Source organism: Bradyrhizobium sp. 153, from assembly GCF_023073835.1.
Classification (GTDB): domain Bacteria; phylum Pseudomonadota; class Alphaproteobacteria; order Rhizobiales; family Xanthobacteraceae; genus Bradyrhizobium.
Genome location: NZ_JADPKH010000019.1, coordinates 128369 through 150456 on the forward strand (window position 1 = coordinate 128369; position 22088 = coordinate 150456).

General features: G+C 64.6%; 20 protein-coding genes. 6 read left to right on the forward strand and 14 right to left on the reverse strand.

Annotated elements, in window-relative coordinates; translation table 11 throughout:
* Positions 1 to 90 precede the first annotated feature (90 nt).
* Complete coding sequence (locus IVA91_RS05430) at positions 91 to 1329, forward strand: MFS transporter (protein ID WP_247458413.1); 1239 nt, start codon at positions 91 to 93, stop codon at positions 1327 to 1329.
* A gap of 159 nt (positions 1330 to 1488) precedes the next feature.
* Here the strand turns inward: IVA91_RS05430 and IVA91_RS05435 are convergent, their stop codons facing one another.
* The 5 genes from IVA91_RS05435 to IVA91_RS05455 all read right to left on the reverse strand — a co-directional run bounded on the left by IVA91_RS05435 (position 1489) and on the right by IVA91_RS05455 (position 6540).
* The gene (locus IVA91_RS05435) at positions 1489 to 2247 is read right to left on the reverse strand and encodes an SDR family oxidoreductase (protein ID WP_247280099.1); all 759 of its coding nucleotides are present in this window, start codon (positions 2245 to 2247) and stop codon (positions 1489 to 1491) included.
* Between the two features lie 24 nt (positions 2248 to 2271).
* Entirely contained in the window at positions 2272 to 3030 is a 759-nt protein-coding gene (locus IVA91_RS05440; RefSeq protein WP_247280098.1) for a proteasome-type protease, read from the reverse strand.
* A gap of 171 nt (positions 3031 to 3201) precedes the next feature.
* On the reverse strand, positions 3202 to 4050 hold the full coding sequence (locus IVA91_RS05445; RefSeq protein WP_247280097.1) for a transglutaminase family protein: 849 nt from the start codon (positions 4048 to 4050) through the stop codon (positions 3202 to 3204).
* 124 nt (positions 4051 to 4174) lie between these two features.
* Positions 4175 to 5119 carry an alpha-E domain-containing protein gene (locus IVA91_RS05450; RefSeq protein ID WP_247280096.1) on the reverse strand — a complete coding sequence of 315 codons (945 nt, stop codon included), beginning with the start codon at positions 5117 to 5119 and terminating at the stop codon, positions 4175 to 4177.
* 2 nt (positions 5120 to 5121) lie between these two features.
* Complete coding sequence (locus IVA91_RS05455) at positions 5122 to 6540, reverse strand: circularly permuted type 2 ATP-grasp protein (protein ID WP_247280095.1); 1419 nt, start codon at positions 6538 to 6540, stop codon at positions 5122 to 5124.
* Positions 6541 to 6817: 277 nt separating this feature from the next.
* Here IVA91_RS05455 and IVA91_RS05460 point away from each other — a divergent pair, with 277 nt between their 5' ends.
* From IVA91_RS05460 to IVA91_RS05470, 3 genes are all read left to right on the forward strand, one after another.
* Complete coding sequence (locus IVA91_RS05460; protein WP_247280094.1) at positions 6818 to 7555, forward strand: molybdopterin-binding protein; 738 nt, start codon at positions 6818 to 6820, stop codon at positions 7553 to 7555.
* A 42-nt stretch (positions 7556 to 7597) separates the two neighbouring features.
* Positions 7598 to 8125 (forward strand): xanthine phosphoribosyltransferase, encoded by a 528-nt coding sequence (gpt, locus tag IVA91_RS05465; RefSeq protein ID WP_247458407.1) that lies wholly within the window; start codon positions 7598 to 7600, stop codon positions 8123 to 8125.
* A gap of 113 nt (positions 8126 to 8238) precedes the next feature.
* Positions 8239 to 8856, forward strand: coding sequence for a hypothetical protein (locus IVA91_RS05470; protein ID WP_247280092.1), 618 nt, complete (start codon positions 8239 to 8241; stop codon positions 8854 to 8856).
* An 18-nt stretch (positions 8857 to 8874) separates the two neighbouring features.
* On the opposite strand, the gene IVA91_RS05475 is transcribed toward IVA91_RS05470, so the two are convergent.
* Positions 8875 to 9897 (reverse strand): methionine synthase, encoded by a 1023-nt coding sequence (locus tag IVA91_RS05475; RefSeq protein ID WP_247280091.1) that lies wholly within the window; start codon positions 9895 to 9897, stop codon positions 8875 to 8877.
* Between the two features lie 105 nt (positions 9898 to 10002).
* Between IVA91_RS05475 and IVA91_RS05480 the strand changes: the two genes are divergently transcribed.
* The gene (locus tag IVA91_RS05480) at positions 10003 to 10611 is read left to right on the forward strand and encodes a 2-hydroxychromene-2-carboxylate isomerase (RefSeq protein ID WP_247280090.1); all 609 of its coding nucleotides are present in this window, start codon (positions 10003 to 10005) and stop codon (positions 10609 to 10611) included.
* The gene (locus tag IVA91_RS05485) at positions 10611 to 11588 is read left to right on the forward strand and encodes an NADPH:quinone oxidoreductase family protein (protein WP_247280089.1); all 978 of its coding nucleotides are present in this window, start codon (positions 10611 to 10613) and stop codon (positions 11586 to 11588) included. The genes IVA91_RS05480 and IVA91_RS05485 overlap by 1 nt, the downstream gene beginning before the upstream one ends.
* Positions 11589 to 11679: 91 nt before the next feature.
* Here the strand turns inward: IVA91_RS05485 and IVA91_RS05490 are convergent, their stop codons facing one another.
* The 8 genes from IVA91_RS05490 to IVA91_RS05525 all read right to left on the reverse strand — a co-directional run bounded on the left by IVA91_RS05490 (position 11680) and on the right by IVA91_RS05525 (position 22078).
* Positions 11680 to 12570: a crotonase/enoyl-CoA hydratase family protein gene (locus IVA91_RS05490; RefSeq protein WP_247280088.1), complete on the reverse strand. Its 891-nt coding sequence runs from the start codon at positions 12568 to 12570 to the stop codon at positions 11680 to 11682.
* 139 nt (positions 12571 to 12709) lie between these two features.
* A complete protein-coding gene (locus IVA91_RS05495; protein ID WP_247280087.1) occupies positions 12710 to 14131 on the reverse strand; it encodes an amidase in 1422 nt (473 codons plus the stop codon).
* Positions 14124 to 15296, reverse strand: coding sequence for a M20 aminoacylase family protein (locus IVA91_RS05500; protein ID WP_247280086.1), 1173 nt, complete (start codon positions 15294 to 15296; stop codon positions 14124 to 14126). The genes IVA91_RS05495 and IVA91_RS05500 overlap by 8 nt, the downstream gene beginning before the upstream one ends.
* Positions 15297 to 15309: 13 nt before the next feature.
* Entirely contained in the window at positions 15310 to 16815 is a 1506-nt protein-coding gene (locus IVA91_RS05505; protein ID WP_247420734.1) for a M81 family metallopeptidase, read from the reverse strand.
* A gap of 276 nt (positions 16816 to 17091) precedes the next feature.
* A complete protein-coding gene (locus IVA91_RS05510; protein ID WP_247280085.1) occupies positions 17092 to 18741 on the reverse strand; it encodes an ABC transporter ATP-binding protein in 1650 nt (549 codons plus the stop codon).
* Positions 18742 to 18870: 129 nt separating this feature from the next.
* A complete protein-coding gene (locus tag IVA91_RS05515) occupies positions 18871 to 19758 on the reverse strand; it encodes an ABC transporter permease (RefSeq protein WP_247280084.1) in 888 nt (295 codons plus the stop codon).
* 19 nt (positions 19759 to 19777) lie between these two features.
* On the reverse strand, positions 19778 to 20719 hold the full coding sequence (locus tag IVA91_RS05520; RefSeq protein ID WP_247280083.1) for an ABC transporter permease: 942 nt from the start codon (positions 20717 to 20719) through the stop codon (positions 19778 to 19780).
* A gap of 228 nt (positions 20720 to 20947) precedes the next feature.
* Positions 20948 to 22078, reverse strand: a complete 1131-nt coding sequence (locus IVA91_RS05525; RefSeq protein WP_247280082.1) for a M20/M25/M40 family metallo-hydrolase — start codon at positions 22076 to 22078, stop codon at positions 20948 to 20950.
* Positions 22079 to 22088: the final 10 nt, after the last annotated feature.

A 22088-nucleotide genomic window follows, 5' to 3' on the forward strand; every position in this document is an offset into this window, starting at 1 on the left:
CCCCTCAGTCACGCGGGGGCGCGTCGAGATCAGGGCACGGACGGTCCGAGGGTGACCCAAAAGACGATCCAAGAGGTGGTCGAAGCGGCGATGCCAGAGCAGTCAATATCCGGTAATCCGCCGGTCAGTGCCCGCGCGCTCCTCGCCCACCGCGCCTTCCTGTTCTTCCTGCTCTCGCGCAGCCTGTCGCGTTTCTCCAGCCAGATCGCGGCGGTCGCGATCGGCTGGCAGATCTACGATCTCACCGGCTCGGCCTTCGATCTCGGCATGGTCGGCCTCGTGCAGTTTCTGCCCACCGCGCTGCTCGTGTTCGTCGCCGGCCATGCCGCCGACCGCTACGAGCGCAAGCGCGTCGTCCAGCTCTGTCAGCTCGTGGAAGCGGCAACCGCACTCTATCTCGCTGTGATCACCTATCTCGGCGCGGTCGGCGAGGTGCAGATCTTCGTCGCAACCTTCGTGCTCGGCATTGCCGGCGCCTTCGAGAGCCCGACCACGGCGGCGCTGCTGCCGCTGATCGCACCGCAAGGTTCTCTCCAGCGCGCCACCGCGGTCTCCAGCGGCGCGGCGCAGGTCGCGACCATTACGGGGCCCGCGCTCGGCGGCTTTGCCTATGCGGTGGCGCCGCATCTCGCCTATGCAGTGATGGTGCTGTTCTGGATCCTTGGGATGATCTTGACCGGCTTCATCCGGCCGCGTCCGCAGGCGGTCGCCAAGGAAGGGACGAACTCGGACAACGTCTTTGCCGGTGTCCGCTTCATCCGCAGTAATCCTGCGATCCTCGGCACCATCTCGCTTGATCTGTTCGCAGTGTTGTTCGGCGGCGTGACGGCGCTGCTGCCGATCTATGCCCGCGACGTCCTCCAGACCGGGCCAGTCGGGCTCGGCGTGCTGCGTGCGGCACCTGCGGTTGGCGCGCTCTTGATGACCATGGTGCTGGCGCGTCACGCCGTCTCGCGGCATGTGGGCCTGCGCATGTTTCAGGCCGTGATCGTGTTCGGTGTCGCCACGATCGTATTCGCGCTGTCGTCCTGGATGTGGCTCTCGGTGCTCGCGCTCGCCGTTCTCGGCGCCGCCGACACGATTAGCGTCGTGATCCGTTTCTCACTGGTGCAGCTGTCCACGCCCGACGAGATGCGCGGCCGGGTCGGAGCGGTGAATTTCCTCTTCATCAATGCCTCGAACCAGCTCGGCCAGTTCGAGAGCGGCCTCACCGCCGCCCTGTTCGGCGCCATGCCCGCCGCTGCGCTCGGCGGCGTCGCCACCGTCGCGGTGGCGCTCCTGTGGATGAAGCTGTTCCCGAGCCTGCGCCAGGTGGAGAGTTTGGAGTAACACTCCGCCCTTCGACGCGTGATTGCGAGGAGCTCGCGACAAAATTGCGAAGCAATTTTGCGCTGATGCGACGAAGCAATCCAGAATCCCTCCGCAGAGAAATCCTGGATTGGTTCGCCGCGCTCGCAAGGATGATTGTGGAGGCGCTGCGTTCTTTGTTTACCCCCGCCCCACGAACGGCATCTTGGTCGCCATCACCGTCATGGTCAGCACATTGGCGTCGAGCGGCAAACTCGCCATGTAGGCGACGGCATCGCCGACCGCCTTGGCATCCATGCGCGGCTCGTGCTTGGTGGTGCCGTCCGGCTGGAGCACGCCGGGACCGTTGACCATGCGGTCGGTCATCGGGGTGGCGGCATTGCCGATATCAACCTGGCCGACCGCGATGTCATACATGCGGCCGTCAAGATTGGACGCCTTGGTGAGACCCGTGATGGCGTGCTTGGTCGAGGTGTAGGCGGCAGAGAACGGCCGCGGCGCGTGTGCCGAGATCGAACCATTGTTGATGATACGGCCGCCGCGCGGGGTCTGGTCCTTCATGATGCGGAAGGCGTGCTGAGTGCACAGGAACGGGCCGGTGAGGTTGGTGTTCACTACCGCCTGCCACTGCTCAAGGCTGAGATCCTCGAAGTTGACGGCCGGCGCGCCCATGCCGGCGTTGTTGAAGAGCAGGTCGAGGCGGCCATAGGTCTCCTTCACCTTGGCAAACAGCGCCGCGATCGAGTCCGGTTTGGTCATGTCGGCGGTGACACACAGGCTTTTTCCTGCGGGGCCGAGCTTTGCGGTCTCCTCGAGCATGTCGAGCCTGCGCCCGACCAGCACCACGGTGAAGCCGGTGTTCATCAGCGCCAGCGACGCCGCACGCCCGACACCGGTGCCGGCGCCCGTCACCACTGCGATCTTTTTTGCTTCACTCATCGTTTCCTGCCTTTTGTCATGCTGTCAGGTTTTGGGTTCTTTTTCGTTCTTGTAGGGCGGGCGCGGAATGTTCTGATGTGCGGCGCGCAACGCCGCCGACCAGCGCGAGCGCAAATCGTGGAAATAGGGCTCGCCCGCCTCGATGCGGTGATTGAGATCGGCCTCGCAGGCATCGTTGCGCACCACCAGCACGTCGATCGGCAGGCCGACGCCGAGGTTCGAGCGCATGGTGGAGTCCATCGAGATCAGGCCGGTCTTCAGCGCCTCGTAAAGCTCGACGTCGTAGTGCATGGCGCGGTCGAGCACCGGCTTGCCGTATTTGTGCTCGCCGATCTGCAAGTACGGCGTATCTGTGGTGCACTCGATGAAATTGCCCGCGGTGTAGATCATGAACAGGCGCATCCGGGAACCCTTGATCTGGCCGCCGAACAGGAAGGAGACGTCGAAGGAAACGTCCTCGGACTTCAGCGCCGGACCTTCGGTCGCGTGCACGGCCCGGATCGCCCGGCCGATGCGCTGGGCGGCCTGGAACATGGTCGGCGCGTTCATCAGCGTCTCGATCTCGCCCGTGTCGGGGTCCTCCAGGCCTTCCGTCAGCGTCGACAGCACCGACTGGCTGATGGCGAGGTTGCCGGCGCTGGCGATCGCCATGATGCGCTCGCCGGGCTTGGAGAAGATGTGCAGCTTGCGGAAGGTCGAGACGTTGTCGAGGCCGGCATTGGTGCGGGTGTCGGCGATCATCACCAGACCGTCCCGAACCAGGATTCCGCAACAATAGGTCATTTCCAGTCCCCGAACGCGTTTGCGCGGAATTACTAGCCAATTTCGGGAGCCGCTCCAACCCCGATTCCTAGGGATCATGTCGTCATTCCGGGGCGCCGGAAATCCATTCCTCCGCTAACTCTGCGGCCAATGGATTTCGGGCTCGTGCTGAGGCACGCCCGGAACGACGAGTTAGCTTTGCCGCTGTGACTGCGATTGCGACTGCCCGCCGCGGCCGGCCTGCTCGACCTTGACCGCCACCGCCAGAGTCTCCGTGCCGCCGCCATAGCGGGTACCGCGCACGGGGGCTGCGCCGAGATAATCGAGTCCGATCGCGACGCGGACATGGGCGTCGGTGGCGCAGATGCTGTTGGCGGGATCGAAGCCGACCCAGCCGAGATCGGGCACGTAGGCCTCCGCCCAGGCGTGGCCGGCCTCCTGGTGCACCGTACCGTCAGAGCGCAGGAAGTGTCCGGAGACGAAGCGCGCCGGCACGCCGCCGCTGCGTGCGCAGGCGATGAAGATGTGCGCGTAGTCCTGGCAGACCCCGCGCTTGAGCGTGAACGCCTCCGCCGCCGAGGTGCCGCTGTTGGTCGGGTCCTCGTCGAAGGTCATGTGATCGCCGATCTCGGTCATCAACGTGTGCAGGAAGCCGAGCGTGTCGCTCTCGGCCTCGCTGCGCAACTGGCGCGCAACCGCCATCATCGCTGGATTGACGGAGGTGAGGTCGGTTGAGCGCAGAAACATGCCGGCCGGAAAGCGCTCGTCCGTGCCGCGCAGCACGCCGCCGGTGTCGTGGGTCTCGATCAGGCCTTCGGCGGTGATCTTGATGTCGCCGACGGGACCGCAGGACAGCACATGGGTGACGTTGCCGAACGCGTCCTCGTGCGTGTCGAGCTTGGTGTCCGTCGAGACGTCGATCTGCCATTCCGCCACGTATTGCCCGTCATGGCTGCCGGGCGTCATGCGCAGGATCTGGATCACGCTGGTCGCCGGCGGCTCGTAGCGATAGGTCGTGGTGTGCTGGATTCGCAGGCGCATGGTGATTAACTTGCTCCGTCATTCCGGGATGGCCCGAAGGACCAGACCCGGAATCTCGAGATTCTCAGGTGCGCAATTGCGCACCATAGTTCGCCCTTCGGGCGCCCCGGAATGACAGCCTGTATCAGATCAAATACTGCTTCGTGATGATTTCGCCCAGCCTTGAATTGTCCGTAATGAATTCCTGAATGAATTCATGCACGCCGTGCTGGAAAATGTCGTTCATATTGCTGTGTTCCAGCCGGTTGCGGATGCCGCGGGCGTGGCGCTGAGCGGGGCCCTGGCGGCCATAGGCGACGCCGATCTGGTCGAGGTTGCGCACGAGATTGCCGTAGCAGCTTGCCAGCGAGCGCGGCAGCGTGTCGTTGAGGATGAGCAGGTCTGCGATCAGCCACGGTTTAAGCGTCTCGCGATAGACCCAGTGATAGGCCGTCAGCGCCGAGACCGAGCGCAGAATCGAGCTCCACTGATAGAAGTCGAGCGGGCCGCCGACATGCTCTTTCTCGGGCAAGAGCACGTGATACTTCACATCGAGGATGCGCGCGGTGTTGTCGGCGCGTTCGAGATGCACGCCCATCCGCGAGAACCAGTAGGCGTCGTTGCGCAGCATGGTCCGGTAGGCCGACCCGTCGAAGCGCAGCGAGGTCTCCTGCACGAAGCGCAGGAATTTTGCGAGGTCCTCCCGCGTGGAGGTGCCCTTGCTCCAGACCGCCTGAAGCTCGATCCAGGCCGAGTTGATGGTGTCCCACATCTCGCTGGTGAGCGCGGTGCGCACCGAGCGCGAGTTGAGGCGGGCCGCCTCGATGCAGTTCTTGATCGAGGACGGGTTTGCCGCCGAGAACGAGAGGTAATCGACGACGTTGTGCTCGTTGGCTTCCTCATATTGCTGATAGAAACTGCCGGCGACACCGGCGGTGAGCAGCGCCGAGTCCCATTCATTGGTCTTGCCGATATAGGCGGCGGGAAGCGCGGTGACGCGCAGCGTCGCATCGATGGTGCGCGCGAGGTACTCGGCCCGTTCGACGTAGCGAGCGAGCCAGTAGAGGTTTTCGGCGGTACGCGACAGCATCTCTACTCGTCCAAAATCCAGGTGTCCTTGGTGCCGCCGCCCTGGCTGGAATTGACGACCAGAGAGCCTTCCTTCAGTGCAACGCGTGTCAGCCCGCCCGGCACGATCGTGGTGCGCTTGCTGCCCGTGAGCACGAAAGGCCGCAGGTCGACATGGCGCGGGGCGAGGCCGCTTGCGGTACAGGTCGGGCAGGTGGAGAGCGCCAGCGTCGGTTGCGCGATGAAGCCTTCCGGCTCACGCTTCAGTTTTTCGCGGAAGGCCTCGATCGTGGCTTTCGTCGCGGCGGGGCCGATCAGCATGCCGTAGCCGCCGGAGCCATGGACTTCCTTGACGACGAGTTCGCCCAGATTGTCCAGCACATAGGCGAGATCCTTCGGCTCGCGGCAGCGCCAGGTCGGCACGTTCTTCAGGATCGGCTCCTCGCCAAGATAGAATTTTACGATGTCGGGCATGTAGGAGTAGATCGCCTTGTCGTCGGCGATGCCGGTGCCGACAGCATTGGCGAGCGTGATGTTGCCGGCCGCATAGGCCGACATCAGGCCCGGCACGCCGAGCACGGAGTCGGGGCGGAAGGTGAGCGGATCGAGGAAATCGTCGTCGACGCGGCGGTAGATCACGTCGACCCGCTTCAACCCCTCCGTCGTCCGCATGAACACTTCGTTGTTCTTGACAATGAGGTCGCGGCCCTCGACCAGCTCGATGCCGAGCTTGTCGGCCAAGAACGAGTGCTCGTAATAGGCGGAGTTGTAGACGCCGGGCGTGAGCAGGGCGACCGTCGGCTCGCCGGAGGCGCTTTGCGGCGCGACCGAGCGCAGCGCCGCGAGAAGCTCGTCCGGATAGCGTTCGACCGGCGCCACCCTGTGGCGGGCGAACAGATCCGGAAACAGCCGCATCATGATCTCGCGGTTTTCCAGCATGTAGGACACGCCCGAAGGCGTCCGCGCATTATCCTCCAGCACGATGAAGTCTTCAGCGTCGGTCCGGACGATGTCGATGCCGGCGATGTGCACATAGACATCGTGCGGCACCTGCTGGCCGTTCATCTCGGGCCGGAACACCGGGTTCTGGAAGATCAGGTCGTCGGGCACGATTTCGGCGCGAAGGATATCGCGGCCGTGATAGATGTCGCGCAAAAACATGTTGAGCGCACGCACGCGCTGCTTCAGGCCCTTCTCCAGCAGCGCCCATTCCTTGCCGGACATGATCCGCGGGATCACGTCGAATGGGATCAGGCGCTCGGTCGACTCGGCTTCGCCATAGACCGCAAAGGTGATGCCGATGCGGCGGAACAGCAACTCCGCCTCCTGGCGGCGATATTCGAGGGCCTCGGGAGGCGTCTCCTTGAGCCAGCGCGCCAGCTCCTGATAAGCAGGCCGCAGGTCGCCGCCGGGAATATTCATTTCATCAAACGCGACTGCCATAGATCCCGACTGTTCTCCCAGGCGTTGCGGCATGAGCCAAGTCGCGCCGGCCTTGGTGGAGACCGCAACGTCCTGTGGCCATGCGGCAAGAGTGCATGACTTTCATGTGGTAGCAAGGGGCGGGCCAGCGCGATAAGCATGGAGGATGGGCATTTGCCGAGGATGGCCGGCGGCTTGCCTGAAAAAATGGCTGAGGACTGCTTATTTCGGCGGCAAAACCGCGTGACTTCAACGCGTTACCTCGGCAAAGTTGGCGCCACAGGTGAGGGACAGTTTTATGAGCGAGATCGTCACGGCGGGCATTCTGGTCATTGGGGACGAAATCCTGTCCGGCCGAACCAAGGACAAGAACATCGGGTTCATCGCCGAATACCTGACCAATATCGGCATCGACCTCAAGGAAGTCCGGATCGTCTCCGACGACGAGGACGACATCATCGCCGCGTTGAATGCACTGCGGCAGCGCTACACCTATGTCTTCACCACCGGCGGCATCGGCCCGACCCATGACGACATTACTGCCGACAGCGTCGCCAAGGCCTTCGGCGTCGGCATCGACCATCACCCGGAGGTGGTCGCCCGCTTCCGCGAGCGCTGGAGCGAGCAGGACCTCAACGAGGCCCGCTTGCGCATGGCTCGCATCCCTGACGGTGCTGAGCTGATCCAGAGCGCGACCATCCTCGCTCCGGGCTTCAAGATCGGCAATGTCATCGTGATGGCCGGCGTGCCCTCGATCATGCAGGCGATGATGGACATCGTCTCGCCCAAGCTGAAATCCGGCGTACGCATGCTTTCCGAATCGGTCCGCGCCAATGCGCGCGAGGGCGACATCGGCAGCCCGCTGCGCGCGATCGCGGCCGCCCATCCCGACACCATCATCGGCAGCTATCCCTTCATGGATGAGGAGCAAAGGCCGAACACCAATCTGGTGGTGCGCTCGCGCGATGCGGATAAGCTCGCGGCGGCGATGTCGGCGGTGAAGGAAATGCTGGCGGGATTGAACATCACCCGCTAAAGCGCCCGGCTTGCCGGACGTTTTACGAAGCAGGAGACGACAATGGCGGGTGAATCACCGGAACTGAGCGCGCAGGAGCGGGCGGGCAAGGCCTTCCCGGTCTCCTGGGACCAATTCCACCGGGATTGCCGGGCGCTGAGCTGGCGTCTCAACGAGGTCGGTCCGTTCCATGCAGTGATCGCGATCACCCGCGGCGGCCTGGTGCCGGCCGCGATCGTGGCGCGCGAGCTCGGCGTGCGCGTGATCGATACGGTCTGCATCGCCAGCTACGACCACAACAAGCACGGCGAGCTTCAGGTCCTCAAGAGTATTTCCGAGGCGGCGATGAAGCTCGGCGGCGGCACCGGAAAGGGGCTTCTAATCGTCGACGACCTTGTCGATACCGGAAAGACCGGCAAGCTGGTGCGCGAGATGCTGCCCAATGCGCATTTCGCCACCGTCTACGCCAAGCCGATGGGGCGTCCGCTGGTTGATACCTTCATCACGGAAGTGTCGCAGGATACCTGGATCTTCTTCCCCTGGGACACTGCGCTGTCCTACCACCCGCCGCTTCGCGACGGGGCCGCGTGAGAGACGAAGTCATTCCGGAGCGATGCGAAGCATCGAACCCGGAATCTCGAGATTCCGGGATCGGTCCTGCGGACCGCCCCGGAATGACGTCGGTTTAACGGGCGGAGGCAGCCATGCCCCTGCAAAATCGCGTCACGCCGACTGGTGAGATCATTGCCACGCCCCATCGCGGCCTGTTCACCGGCAATCGCGGCATCATCCATGATCCCGCGACGAAGACGCTGCTTCGGAAGCGGTGGTCGTCGCCGGCCTGGCTCACCTGCACTTGCGAATTCCGCGGACGGCGCCGCGAGGTGATGGCACAGCGAAGCTGGACCGAGCTGTTCTTCCTGGACGAGGCCACTGCGCTCGCCGCCGGCCATCGCCCCTGCTTCTATTGCCGCCGCGACGATGCCAATCGCTTCCGGGCTGCGTGGGAAAAGGGCAATCGCGTGCACGGCGTCCGCATGCACGACATCGACACGGTGCTGCATCATGAGCGGCTCGATCACGGCAGCAAACGACTGCACGTACTGCTGGTGCCGCTCGACCAGCTCCCCGACGGCGCAATGGTTCAGCAGGGCGAGGAGAGTTTTCTGGTGATGCGGGGCAGGGCGCTGTTGTGGTCGCCGGCGGGTTATACCGCGGTCGAGCGTCAGCTTGGCGAAGCGACGTTACTGACGCCGCCCTCGACGCTGCGCACATTGAACTCCGGCTACGCGCCCGTGTTGCATCCGACGGCGCTGCCTTAGCACAGCGCGCCCTTGCCATTACCCGAGTTTCTCGCGCGCCAGCGCCGCGCCGGCGCCGAGCGCCATCAGCTTGGCTTCGGCGATCTCCCGCCGCATCGGCGCCATGCCGCAATTGGTGGTGGCGATGATGTTGCTCTTCGGGACGAATTTCGACACTGCCTCGATCACCTTCACGACGTCGTCCGCCGTCTCCACCGTGTCGCTGGCTACGTCGATCACGCCGGCCTGCACAATCTTGGTCTTGAGCAGCGCCAGCAGGTCGAGCGGCACCTTCGAATTGCGGCACTCGATCGCGACCTGCTGGATCGGGCTGGCATCGATTGCCGGGAAGATCTGCTCATACTGCCGCCATTGGCTGCCGAGCGTCGCCTTCCAGTCAGTGTTGGCCTTGATGCCGTAGCCATAGCAGATGTGCACGGCGGTGGCGCAGGTGAGACCCTGCGCCGCGTGCTCCAGCGCCTTGATGCCCCAGTCGTTGACCTCGTCCATATAGACGTTGAAGGCGGGCTCGTCGAACTGCACGAGATCGACGCCGTCGGCCTGGAGCGCCTTGGCCTCTTCGTTCAGCAGCTCGGCGAAAGCGAACGCCATCTTCACGCGGTCGCCGTAATAGCGGTCCGCAATCGTGTCGATGATGGTCATGGGGCCGGGCAGCGTGAATTTCAGCTTCTTTTTCGTGTGCGAGCGCGCGACGCGCGCCTCGTCGGCATGAACGCGGCCCTTGAGCCGGAGCGGAGCGACTACCTGCGGCACCATCGCCTTGTAGCGGTCCTTGCGAATGCCCATCTCGACCTTGTGCGCGAAGTCGATGCCTTCGACCTTCTCCAGGAAGCCGTGCACGAAATGCTGGCGGGCCTGCTCGCCCTCGGTGACGATGTCGATGCCGGCGTCCTCCTGGATCTTCAGCCAGATCAGCGTCGCGTCGCGCTTGGCGCGCAAGAGCTCCTCGCCCTGCGATTTCCAGGGCGCCCACAGCATGTTGGGCTCGGCGAGCCATTCCGGCTTCGGCAAGGAGCCGGCGATCGTGGTTGGAAACAGCATGGCGGCCTCCCGGCGGGTTATGTTGCGCCTCTTCCTGCCATGTCTTAACGTCGAGGTACAGAACGACAAAAGTCGTCAACCCCGCGACGCCGGACCGGAAACGCCATGATCGAATTCTTCTTCGACTGTTCCAGCCCCTGGACCTATCTCGCCTTTCACAACATCCAGCCGCTGGCGAAGGAGCTCGGCGCGGAGATCATCTGGCGGCCGATCCTGGTCGGCGGCATCTTCAACACGGTCAATCCGAGCGTCTACGCGCAGCGCGAAAAGCCGGTGCCGCTCAAGGCGCGTTACATGAAGAAGGATCTCGCCGATTGGGCGCGCTCGGCAGGCCTGTCGATCAAGATGCCGCCGACCGTGTTTCCCGTGAACAGCGTCAAGGCGATGCGCGGCTGCATCTGGCTCGGCAATCACATGGTGCCGTTCGCCGCGGCCGTGTTCGAGACCTACTGGGGCGAGGACAGGGACATCTCGCAGGACGCGGTGCTCGCCGACATCTGCAAGAAGGTCGGCATCGACGAGCAGAAATTTTTCGCCGGCATCGCAGAGCAGGGCATCAAAGACCAGCTCAAGGCCAATACCGAAGAGGTCGTGGCGCGTGGCGGTTTCGGCTCGCCGACGATCTTCGTCGGCAAGACCGACATGTACTTTGGCAACGACCGCCTGCCGCTGATCCGCGAGGCGCTGCAGCGTCAAAAGGCGAGTGCGGCCTGATGGTGCGGGCCGTCATCTGCCGCGAACTCGGCGCGCCCGAGACGTTGCGGCTGGAGGAGTTTCCGTCGCCGCCGCTAAAGCCCGGCGAAGTGCGCGTTGCGATCCGCGCTGCCGGCCTGAACTTTCCCGACGTGCTGATGGCGGCTGGCGAATATCAGCTCAAGCCGGAGCTGCCGTTCACGCCCGGCATGGAAGCTGCCGGGGACGTCATCGAGGTGGGTGCGGAGGCGAGGGGCGTTGCCGTCGGCGACAAGGTCATCGTGAAGATGCGCCACGGCGCCTTCACGGATGAAGCGGTGGTGACGCCATCGCAACTCACCCCTAAGCCGTCCACTTTCGACTATGCTGAGGCCGCGACCTATCTCGCTGGTCATGGCACGGCCTATCATGCACTGATCGATCGCGGCCGGGTCGCGCCGGGCGAGGTGCTGCTGGTGCATGGCGCCGGCGGCGGCGTCGGTCTCGCGGCCGTCGAGATCGGCAAGATGCTGGGTGCGACCGTGATCGCAACCGCCTCCAGCGACGAGAAGCTGGCGATCGCGAAATCGCGCGGCGCCGATCATCTCGTCCGCTACGATCGTGAGCCGTTTCGCGATGCTGTCAAGCACATCACCGACGGCCGCGGCGCGGATGTGGTGTTCGATCCCGTCGGCGGCCAGGTGTTCGAGGATTCGATGCGTTGCATCGCCTGGGGCGCGCGATTGCTGGTGATTGGCTTTACCGGCGGCATCGGTTCGGCCAAGACCAATCTCCTGTTGATCAAGGGCGCGAGCGTGTTAGGCGTGCGCGCCGGCGAAGCGGTTCGAAGGAATCCCGCACTCGGCGACGTGCGCCTGAAGGCGCTGCTGCAATGGGCGGAGGAGGGCAAGCTGCGTCCCAACGTCTCGCATCGCCTGCCGCTGGAAGACTATGCAAAGGCGATGCGATTGCTGATCGAGCGCAAGGCGATCGGCCGCGTGGCGCTGGTGATGGATTGAGTTTTACCACCGTCATTCCGGGGCGCCCGAAGGGCGAACCCGGAATCGAGATTCCGGGTTCTCGCTTCGCGAGCCCCGGAATGACCGTGAACTATTTATATTCCCGCTCGGTCCACCACGGGAAATAGTCCGGCATATCGCTGGACACCTTGTTCTTGAATTGCGCCGGACGCTTTTCCAGGAACGACACCACGCCTTCCTTCACATCGTCGGAGCGGCCGCGGGCGTATATGCCGCGGCTGTCGATCTTGTGCGCCTCCATCGGATCGTCCGCGCCCATCATGCGCCACATCATCTGGCGGATCAGGGCGATCGAGACCGGCGCGGTCTTGGCGGCAAATTCCTGGGCAAGCGCGCGCGCCGTCGGCAGGAGATCATCGGGCGGCACGACCTTGCTGACGAGACGGCCGGAGAGCGCTTCCTGTGCCGGGAAGACGCGGCCGGAATAGCACCATTCCAGCGCCTGCGAGATGCCGACGATGCGCGGCAGGAACCAGCTCGAGGCGGCCTCCGGCACGATGCCGCGCTGGGAGAACACGAAGCCGAAGCGAGCGGCATCCGAGGCGATGCGGATGTCCATCGCGAGCTGCATGGTGACGCCGATGCCGACGGCAGGGCCGTTCACGGCAGCGATGACGGGCTTCAAGCATTTGAATATGCGTAGCGTCACCTGGCCGCCGCCGTCGCGCACCTGCGGATCGCTGTAATCGACCTTGCCGTCGGCGAGCCGCTTCACCGGCCCGCGGCGCGCGTCGCGGTCGAACGTATCCGCGCCGGACGAAAGATCGGCGCCCGCGCAAAAGCCGCGGCCCGCGCCGGTGACGATGATGGCGCGGATATTGTCGTCCTTGTCGGCGGCGTCGAACGCGTCGATCAGCTCTGCTTGCATCTGTGCGTTGAAGGCGTTGAGCTTGTCGGGCCGGTTCAGCGTGATGGTGAGGATCTGCTCGGCGACCTCGTACTTGATCGTCTCATAGGCCATGGTGGTTTCCTTCCCTTGTCATTGTTGAATCAATTCTGTCATTGCCGGGCTTGACCCGGCAATCCATCTTTTTCGGAGAGGATGGATACGCGGGTCGAGCCCGCGCATGACGAGTTGTGCGCAGACGCTAGATGCGATTCTAACCCGCCGGCGGGCTCGGCCAAGGCCGCTGCGGGCCGCGTAGACCTTCAAAAGTCTTGGCCATGCCGAGCACGCCGATATCGTCGAAGCGACGGCCGACGATCTGCACGCCAATGGGAAAACCCTTGGCGTCGAAGCCGCCGTTGACGGAGATCGCGGGATTCTCCGACATATTCCACGGCACGGTATAGGCGATGTGCTCGAACGGCTTCATGGGATCGTTGGTGGGCGAGGCCCATTCCGCCGGATAGTTCACATTCGGCGCGGTCGGCGAGATCACATAGTCGATCTCGCAGAACAGCTTTCCTGCTGCTGCGCGGATCGCCATGGTCTGATTGAAGCCGCGGATGACGTCGACGCCTGACAGCTTTGCGCCGGACTCGCCCCATTTGAAGATGTAGGGCAGCACCTTGGCCTGCTCGGCCGGCGTCAGCTTGGACAGATCGTCCCACATGCGCGCACGCCAGAAATTGTCGAGGCCGTCGAGCATGTCGCGTGTGAGAATGCCGTCGACCTCGGTCACGATCGCGCCGGCGGATTCGAACGCCTTGGCCGCCTTCACGGCGACCTCGCGCACCGGCTTGTCCAGCGGCAGGCCGACGCCGGGATCGAGCATCAGGCCGATGCGCAGTTTGCGCGGAGACTTCTCCAGCCCCTTCCAGTTGAGCGGCTCGGCCGGCAGGCTCATCCCGTCGCGGCGATCGGGCTTGGCGATCACGCTCATCATCAGCGCACAATCGTCGACCGTGCGGGTCATGGGACCTGCGACGCGGCCGACATAGGCGGGATCGATCGGCACGCGGCCGAAGCTGGGCTTCAATCCGACGAGGCCACACCAAGCGGCGGGCAGGCGCACCGAGCCACCGATATCGGTCCCGAGATGCAAGGGACCATAGCCGGCGGCAGCGGCGGCGCCCGCACCCGCGCTGGAGCCGCCGGGATTCTTGGAGAGGTCCCAGGGATTGCGCGCGAGCGCGTGAAAGCTGGAGAGACCGGAGGACAGCATGCCGTAATCGGGCATGGTGGTCTTGGCGAAGATGATGGCGCCGGCCTCGCGCAGCCGCGCGGCGGGCGGTGCGTCCTTCTCGGCCGGCACCAGCTTGACGCTGGCAGCACCCAGCGGCACCGGCACGCCCTTGGTCGCGATGTTGTCCTTCACCGTAACAGGCACGCCGTCCAGTGCGCCGCACGGCTCGCCGCCGCTCCAGCGCGCGGTCGAGGCCTTTGCGACCTCGCGCGCGCCGTCGGGATCGAATGCATAGAGCGCCTTCAGATGCGGTTCCCACGCCGCGACATGCGCAAGCACGTCTTCAAGCACCTCGCTCGGCGAGAACTGCTTGGCGCGATAGCCCGCGATCAGATCGACCGCCGACAGATCATGCAGCGAGGTGACCGTCTCTTCGACGCTCTCTTTATGCATTGCCACCCACCGGCATGCGGGTTTCGATGATGCGGGCAAACATGCTGGCGCCGATCGGCAGGATCTTGTCGTCGAGCACGAAACCGGGATTGTGCACAGGCACCGAGCCGTCATGGCCGACCCAGAAATAGGCGCCGGGGATGGTCTGCAGCATGTCGGCAAAATCCTCGCTGCCCATCTTCGGTTGGGCGCGGGTGATCACGTTGGCAGGATCGACCACGGTGCGCGCGACCTCCTCGACCACCTTGGACTGCTCAACCTGGTTGACCAGCACGCCGAACGTGTCGCGGATGTCGGCCGCGATCTCGCACTGGAATGCGGCGGCGATACCAGCGCAGATCGTGCGGATGCGCTCGCTGATCATGGCGCGGACTTCGTTGGAGAAGGTGCGGATGGTGCCGCAAAGATGCGCTTCGCCTGGGATGACGTTATAGGCGGAGCCCGCATGGATCTGGGTGATCGAGATGACGGCGGATTGCAGCGGCTCGACGTTGCGGCTGACGATGGTCTGGATCGCCTGCGCCAGCGTGGTCGCGATGATCACCGCGTCCTTGGATCGCTCGGGCATCGCGCCATGCGCGCCGTAGCCCGTGATGCGGAGGTCGAAGAAGTCGGCGCCGGCCATCGCCGGGCCCGGCAGAATCGCGATCTCGCCGTGGTTGAGATCGGGCGCGTTGTGCAGGCCGTAGAGCTCGTCGCAGGGAAATTTTTCGAACAGTCCGTCCTTGATCATGGCACGGGCGCCGCCGAGGCCTTCCTCGGCCGGCTGGAAGATCAGGTGCACGGTGCCGTCGAAATTGCGGGTCTCGGCGAGATAGCGCGCGGTGCCGAGCAGCATGGTGGTGTGGCCGTCGTGGCCGCAGCCGTGGAAGCGGCCGGGAATTTTCGAGCTCCATTTCAGATTGGTGTTCTCTTCCATCGGCAGCGCGTCCATATCGGCGCGCAGGCCGATGCGCTTGCCGCTCGTGCCCTTACCCTTGATGACGCCGATCACGCCGGTGCCGCCGAGACCGCGATGCACCTCGATGCCCCAGCTCTTCAGCTTGTCGGCGACGATACCGGAGGTGCGCACTTCCTCAAAGCCGATCTCGGGATGGGCGTGGAGGTCGCGCCTGATAGCGGTGAGTTCGTCGGCATAGCCGTCGATGCGGTCGATCGTGGGCATGTGTCCTGTCCGGTTAGCGTGAGGAAGGGGTGAAGGCGGGTCCGTTCGGCTTGATGCGGATGCCCGGCCGCAGGCGCGTCCAGGGCAGGCAGGCGGTGTCGGCCGGCATCGCGCCCGGTGCGGCGCAAATCAGCAGCTTTTCCGCGATCGGCTCGAAATCGGCGCGGAAGTGCACCGAGCTCTTGTTGACCAAAATCTTCTCTCGCGTCGGCTCGATGCCGACATAGCGGTACATTGCCTGATCGGCGAGCTGCGCCTTGTGCGAGGAGACGACGACGCGGACGTCGCCGATGCGCAAGGCTGCGGAGGGGCCCATCTCCATCTCGCGGCCGCCATAATAAGGGCCGGACGCGATGAAGCGGCCGTCGGAGAGTTTTTCGACCACGAAGGTCTCGCGATAGGGCTCGTCGCCCGGAATGCCGGACTTGCCGCCGAGCGACAGCGTGACGGCGGCCCCGACGCCGGCTGCATGCGCGGCTCTGGCCGATTCCGGATCGTAGATCACCCCCGTCGCGGCACTTGCCTTGTTGCGCACCAGTGCGCGCAGCATACCGGTGGTATCGGAATCGCCGCCCGCGCCGGGATTGTCCTGGGTGTCGGCGATGACGATCGGCTTGCTCGCACCCTTGGAAAGCTCCATCGCATGGCGCACGCCGTCGTCGGGCGACCAGATCTTGCCGTCGAAGTCGTCCTCGTGGCTTTCGATCAGCTTGAGAAGCGCATCGGCCGCGCGGTCGGCGTCCGCTTGCGTCTTGCCATAGGCGAACACGCTCGGCCCGCAATCGCGGAAATCGGCGGCGGGGAAGCCGGGCGCGAAGGACAGCGTCGGAACCGCGTCACCCTCCAGCGCGGCGAGCTTCTCGTAGATGCTTTTGGTCGGCTGGTCGCTCGTGCACTGCCAGCTGATCGGGATCAGGAATGGCAATTGCCGGAACGCCTTTGCGAAGCGTTGCCTGGACTTCAGGAGCAGTGCGAGATGGCGCGCACAGGCGCGGCCGGTTGCGGCCATGTCGACATGCGGATAGGTGCGGTAGGCGATCAGCGCGTCGGCATGCTCGATCATCTCGGGCGTGACGTTGGCGTGCAGGTCGAGGCTCGCGACCAGCGGAATATCTTTGCCGATGATCCGGCGCACGCGCGCCAGGATCTCGCCTTCGCCATCGTCGAGGTGCTCGGCCACCATCGCGCCGTGCAGGTCGAGATAGACGGCATCGAGCGGACCGGCGGCTGCGATGCCGTCGATCATCACCTTCACGATGCGCTCGAAAGCATCTTTGGTGACATGCGCCGACGGGCTCGCACCGCAGGCGATCGTTGGGATGAGTTCCCAATCGTTCATTTCAGCGCCGTCGACGAAGCCCGCGAGACCGACATTGATGCGCCGCATCACCTTCAACACGTCGGCGCCCTGCGTCATCGCCGGCCAGCCGCCGCCATGCTGGAAGTCCGCGAACGTCGCCTTCGTCGGCGCGAAGGTGTTGGTCTCGTGCAGGAAGCCGCCGACGGCGATACGTGTCATTCGATCCAGTCCAATCGATCAAGAGTGCGCGAAGTTAGCCTTGGCCTTGCTGCAAGAGCAAGGTGGGAAGCAATCGCGCCATGCATGGGGTCAGATCGTTTTGGGAATGCTGCGGATGCGGTGGGGTGTGAGAGGAGCCATCTGCCACACCGCGGAGTCGTCCTGGCGAAGACCAGGAGCCACCGCGAGGTCCATCTGTCGTGTGCGCTGTAGTCCCGAGTGATGAGCCTCGCCAAACGTCTCCCGTAATGGGTTCTGGCTTTCGCCAGAACGACGTCAGGCGCTCGCCGCCACGCCCTCCGACACCGGCCGGAAGTTCGCAAAGTCCCAGCCTCGCCCCGGAGCCGCATCCAGCAGTGCCTTGGTGTAGGCCTCCTTCGGATGCGTCAGCACTTCGGCGGCGGGGCCCTGTTCGACGACGCGGCCGTGCTGCATCACCACGACCTCGTCGCAGATTTGCGCGGCGACGCGCAAATCATGGGTGATGAACAGGATCGCGATGCCGAGCCGCTTCTGGATCTCGTCGAGCAGCTCCAGCACTTGCGCCTGCACGGAGACGTCGAGCGCGGAGACCGCTTCGTCCGCGACCAGCACATCGGGATCGAGCGCGAGCGCCCGGGCAATGGCGATGCGCTGGCGCTGTCCGCCGGAGAACTGGTGCGGATAGCGCGACACCGCATCGACCGGCAGGCCGACCAACTCGAGCAGATCGCGCGCCCGCTTCATCGCCTCGGTGTGCGAGACGCCGTAGTTGATCGGGCCTTCGGCGATGCTCTCGCCGACGGTGACGCGCGGATTGAGCGAGCGATAGGGATCCTGGAACACGATCTGAATCTTTTGCCGGTGCGGCTGGAGCAGGCGGCGCGAGATATCGGCAATCTCGCGGCCGGCGAGGCGCACGCCGCCGGAGGTCGGATCGATCAAGCGGACGATGCAGCGCGCGACCGTCGACTTGCCGGAACCGCTCTCACCGACGATGCCGAGCGTACGGCCCTTGCGCAGTGTCAGCGTCACCTTGTCGGCGGCGACGACCTCACGGCCTTTGCCGAAGAAGGCGCGCTCCTTATAGACCTTGCTGAGCTCGTTGGCTTCCAGCACCACCGGCTCCTTGGTCTCGTCCCGCGCCGCGCGCGGCACCAAGCTCGGCACTGCGGCGAGCAAATTGCGGGTGTATTCCATGGTGGGATTGCGCAGCACGGTATCGAGCGCGCCGGTCTCGACGAGGCGGCCCTGCCGCATCACCGCGACCCGGTCGGCGATCTCGGCCACCACGCCCATATCGTGAGTGATGAACAGCACGGCGGTGCCGTGATCGCGCTGGAGGTCGCGGATCAGGGTCAAAATCTGCTTCTGCGTGGTGACGTCGAGCGCGGTGGTGGGCTCGTCCGCGATCAGCAGCTTCGGCTCGAGCACGAGCGCCATTGCGATCATGATGCGCTGGCGCTGGCCGCCGGAGAGGCGGTGCGGGTAAGAGGCGAAGATGCGCTCGACCTGGGGCAGGCGGACCTGCTCCATCATGTCGAGGATGCGCTTCTTGCGCGCTTTGGCGTCAAGATCGGTATGGGCGCGCAGCACCTCGTCGATCTGGCGGCCGACCGGCACCACCGGATTGAGCGCGGTCATCGGCTCCTGGAAGATCATCGCCATCTGCGTCGCGCGGAGCTGGCGCAGGCGGCGGTCGGTCGCGGTCAGCAGCTCCTCGCCGACCAGCTTGATGCTGCCGCCGGTCGGCACCAGCGTGCCCTTCGGCAACAGGCCCATCGTGGTGAGGGAGGTCACCGACTTGCCCGAGCCGCTTTCGCCGACGAGGCACAGCGTCTCGCGCTCGCGTACCTGGATCGAGATGCCGTCGATGATCTTCGGCCCACCCGGCTTCTTGCCGATGGAGACGACGAGGTTGTTGATGTCGAGGATGGTGCTGGTCATGCAGGGTCTTTCGTCATTCCGGGGCGCGCGCAGCGCGAACCCGGAATCCACCGGGCGTCAGTCCAAGCGGTGAAATGGATTCCGGGTTCGCGCCAAGAGGCGCGCCCCGGAATGACACTATTACCTGTTTCACTTCCCCTCCCGCTGCTTCATGCGCGGATCGAGGGCGTCGCGGGCGGCATCGCCGATCAAATTGATGCTGAGAATGGCGATCGAGAGCAGCAGGCCCGGCCAGAAGATCAGCGACGGCTTGAGCTGGAAGTACTGGCGGCCCTCGGCCATGATGTTGCCCCAGGTCGGCGTCTCCGGCGAAATGCCGGCGCCCAGGAAGGAGAGGATGGCCTCGGTCAGGATCGCGGAGGCGCAAACATAGGTGCCCTGGACGATCAGCGGTGCAATCGTGTTCGGCATCAGATGCCGCCACATGATCTTCGGCAGGCTGGAGCCGACCGAAATCGCTGCCTCGACGTAGGGCTCCTCGCGCGCCGACAGCACCACCGAGCGCACCAGGCGCGCCACGCGCGGGATTTCCGGAATGGTGATCGCGATCAGCACGGTCCAGAGGCTGGCGCCAGAGAGTGACACCACGGCGATCGCGAGCAGGATGCTCGGCATCGCCATCAGGCCGTCCATGATCCGCATCATCACGGCATCGACCAGCTTGAAGAAGCCGGACACGAGACCGATTGCAAGCCCAATGGCGACCGAGAGAATCGCCGAACCGATGCCGATCAGGAGTGAGATGCGGCCGCCATAGATGACACGCGACAGCAGGTCGCGGCCGTAGGCGTCGGTGCCGAGCAGGAACTGCGCCGACGACGGCTTCAGCCGCTGCGACGGCGCAAGCTGGATCGGATCATGCGGCGCGATCAGCGGCGCGAGAATCGAGATCACCACGACCAGCCCGAGCAAGACCGTGGCCGTCGCGATGATTGGCGTCGAGGTGAGAAATCCGAAGCGCGGCCGCAGCGGCGACGTGATCGGAATGGATGACTGGGGAAGGCTATCGACCGACATTATTGTTGTTACCCTTGCCTCAGTACCGAATCCGGGGATCGAGCAGCGTATAGGCGACGTCGATCAGGAGATTGACGACGACATAGATCAGCGACGTCAGCAGGATCATCGCCTGGATCACCGGATAGTCGCGCGCCAGCACCGCATCCACGGTGAGGCGGCCGATGCCGGGAATGTTGAACACGCTCTCGGTGACGACGACGCCGGAGATCAGCAGCGCAAAGCCGGTGCCGATCACGGTGATCACGGGCACGGCCGCGTTGCGCAGCGCATGCCGCATCATCACCGCGACCTCGTTGATGCCCTTGGCGCGCGCCGTGCGGACATAATCTTCGCCGAGCACGTCGAGCATCGCCGCACGCGTCATGCGCGCGATCAGCGCGATGTAGATGAAGGAGAGCGCGCAGGTCGGCAAGATGATGCGTTCGAAGAAGGGCCCAAAACCACTCGAGATGCTCTTGAAGCCCTGCACCGGGACCCAGCGCAGATTGATCGCGAAGATTTCGATCAGGACATAGCCGACGACGAACACCGGGACGGAGAAGCCCAGCACGGACAGGCCCATCACGAAACGGTCGATCCAGGTGCCATGCTTCCACGCCGCGATTACGCCCAGGGGCACGGCGACGACGACGGCGAGGATGATGGTCGACAGCGCGATCGAGATCGACGGCTCGACACGCTGGCCGATCATCTTCATCACCGGCAGGTTGGAAATCAGCGACGTCCCGAGATCGCCGTGCAGCAGCTTGTTCACCCAGGTGACGAACTGCACGATCAGGGGCTCGTTGAGGCCGAGCGAGGCGCGGATGCGCTCCAGCCGTTCCGGCGTCGCGTTGTCGCCGGCAAGAATCGCGGCGGGATCGCCGGGGGTGAGGCGGAGCAGCAGGAAGACGAACAGCGCGACGACGCCCATTACGGGCACGGCGGCGAAGATTCGGCGAACGAGATATCCGAGCAAGTTGGATCCGTCAGATTAGAGTCAAATCGGGCAGGGCCTTCGGCAAGCCTGCCATTAGCCTAACATTTCAGCAATTCCCGTGCCATCCGGGCCACAGCTTTTACAGGGCGGCCTGTCGTGGCGTGCTCTCTTTGCCCGTCGTCATTCCGGGGCGCGTCGAAGACGCGAACCCGGAATCTCGAGATTCCGGGCTCGGTCCTTCGGACCGCCCCGGAATGACGCAGACAGTCACTCCAGCGTTGCCAGCAGCCCCGCCATCAGCCGGCCGCGTTCGACCAGGCTTTCGACCTCGATATACTCTTCGAGCGTGTGGCCGTTACCGCCGCGCACGCCCAGGCCGTCGAGCGTCGGGATTCCCATTGCGCCGGTGAAATTGCCGTCGGAGCCGCCGCCGGCACTCGCATGCGGCAGCTCGGCGCCGAGCGACTTGGCGATGCCGCGGGCTTTTTCATACAGCGCCATGGTGCCGGCGTCCGGTTCCCACACCGGCCGCGTTACGCCACGGGTGACCTTGAAGGTGACATCATTGGTTGTGCCCGACAGCGCCAGCATCCTCTCGACGCCGCGGTCGAGATCGGCCTGGCGCTTGGCCATCGAGAGCGCTTCGCCTGTGGCCGTCGTGGCAACGCAATTGACCCATTGGCCGCCATGCACGACGCCGACCGAGAAGGTGCAGTCGTCCGTGGTCATCGCGTCGATCGCGAGGATCTGCCGGGCCATCTCACGGATCGCCGAGCGTCCCGCCGACAGCGTCGCGCCGGCGTGGCTCGGGCGGCCCGTCGCCTCGAGATTGAAACGCGCGATGGCGTATCGTCCGGTGGTGACGCCATTGTCGGCGCGGCCAGGCTCGGGCACCAGCACGTATTTGTTGCGCGCGGCCTCCGCCTCGATGATGTCGCGGGTGGCGGGCGTGCCGACTTCCTCATCCGGCGTGAACAGCACGGTGATCGGCAGCGGCGTAGTGAAGGCGGCGCGCGCCAGCTGCCGGATCGCCTCCAGCGAGAGATAATTGCCGCCCTTCATGTCGTAGATGCCGGGGCCGTAGCACTTGTTGCCCTCGCGCCGCCATTTCAGCTTCTCGATGGTGCCGACCGGGTGCACGGTATCCATGTGCCCGGCGATCAGGATGCCCGGCCCGCCCTGCTTTGGATGGGGGAAGCGCGCGCGGATCACGCCGCCAAAACCCTGGCGGCCGGCGATGCGCTCGATCGTCGCACCCATGATCGCCATATCCCGCGCTGCGATATCGAGCATGCGGTTCACGGCGCCTGCGTCCCAGGTCGGACTCTCGCATTCCACCCAGCCGCGCAGGCCCTGGAGCATCGCCTCGGAATCGAAGGGAAGATTGGCTGGGTTCATCTCAATGTCT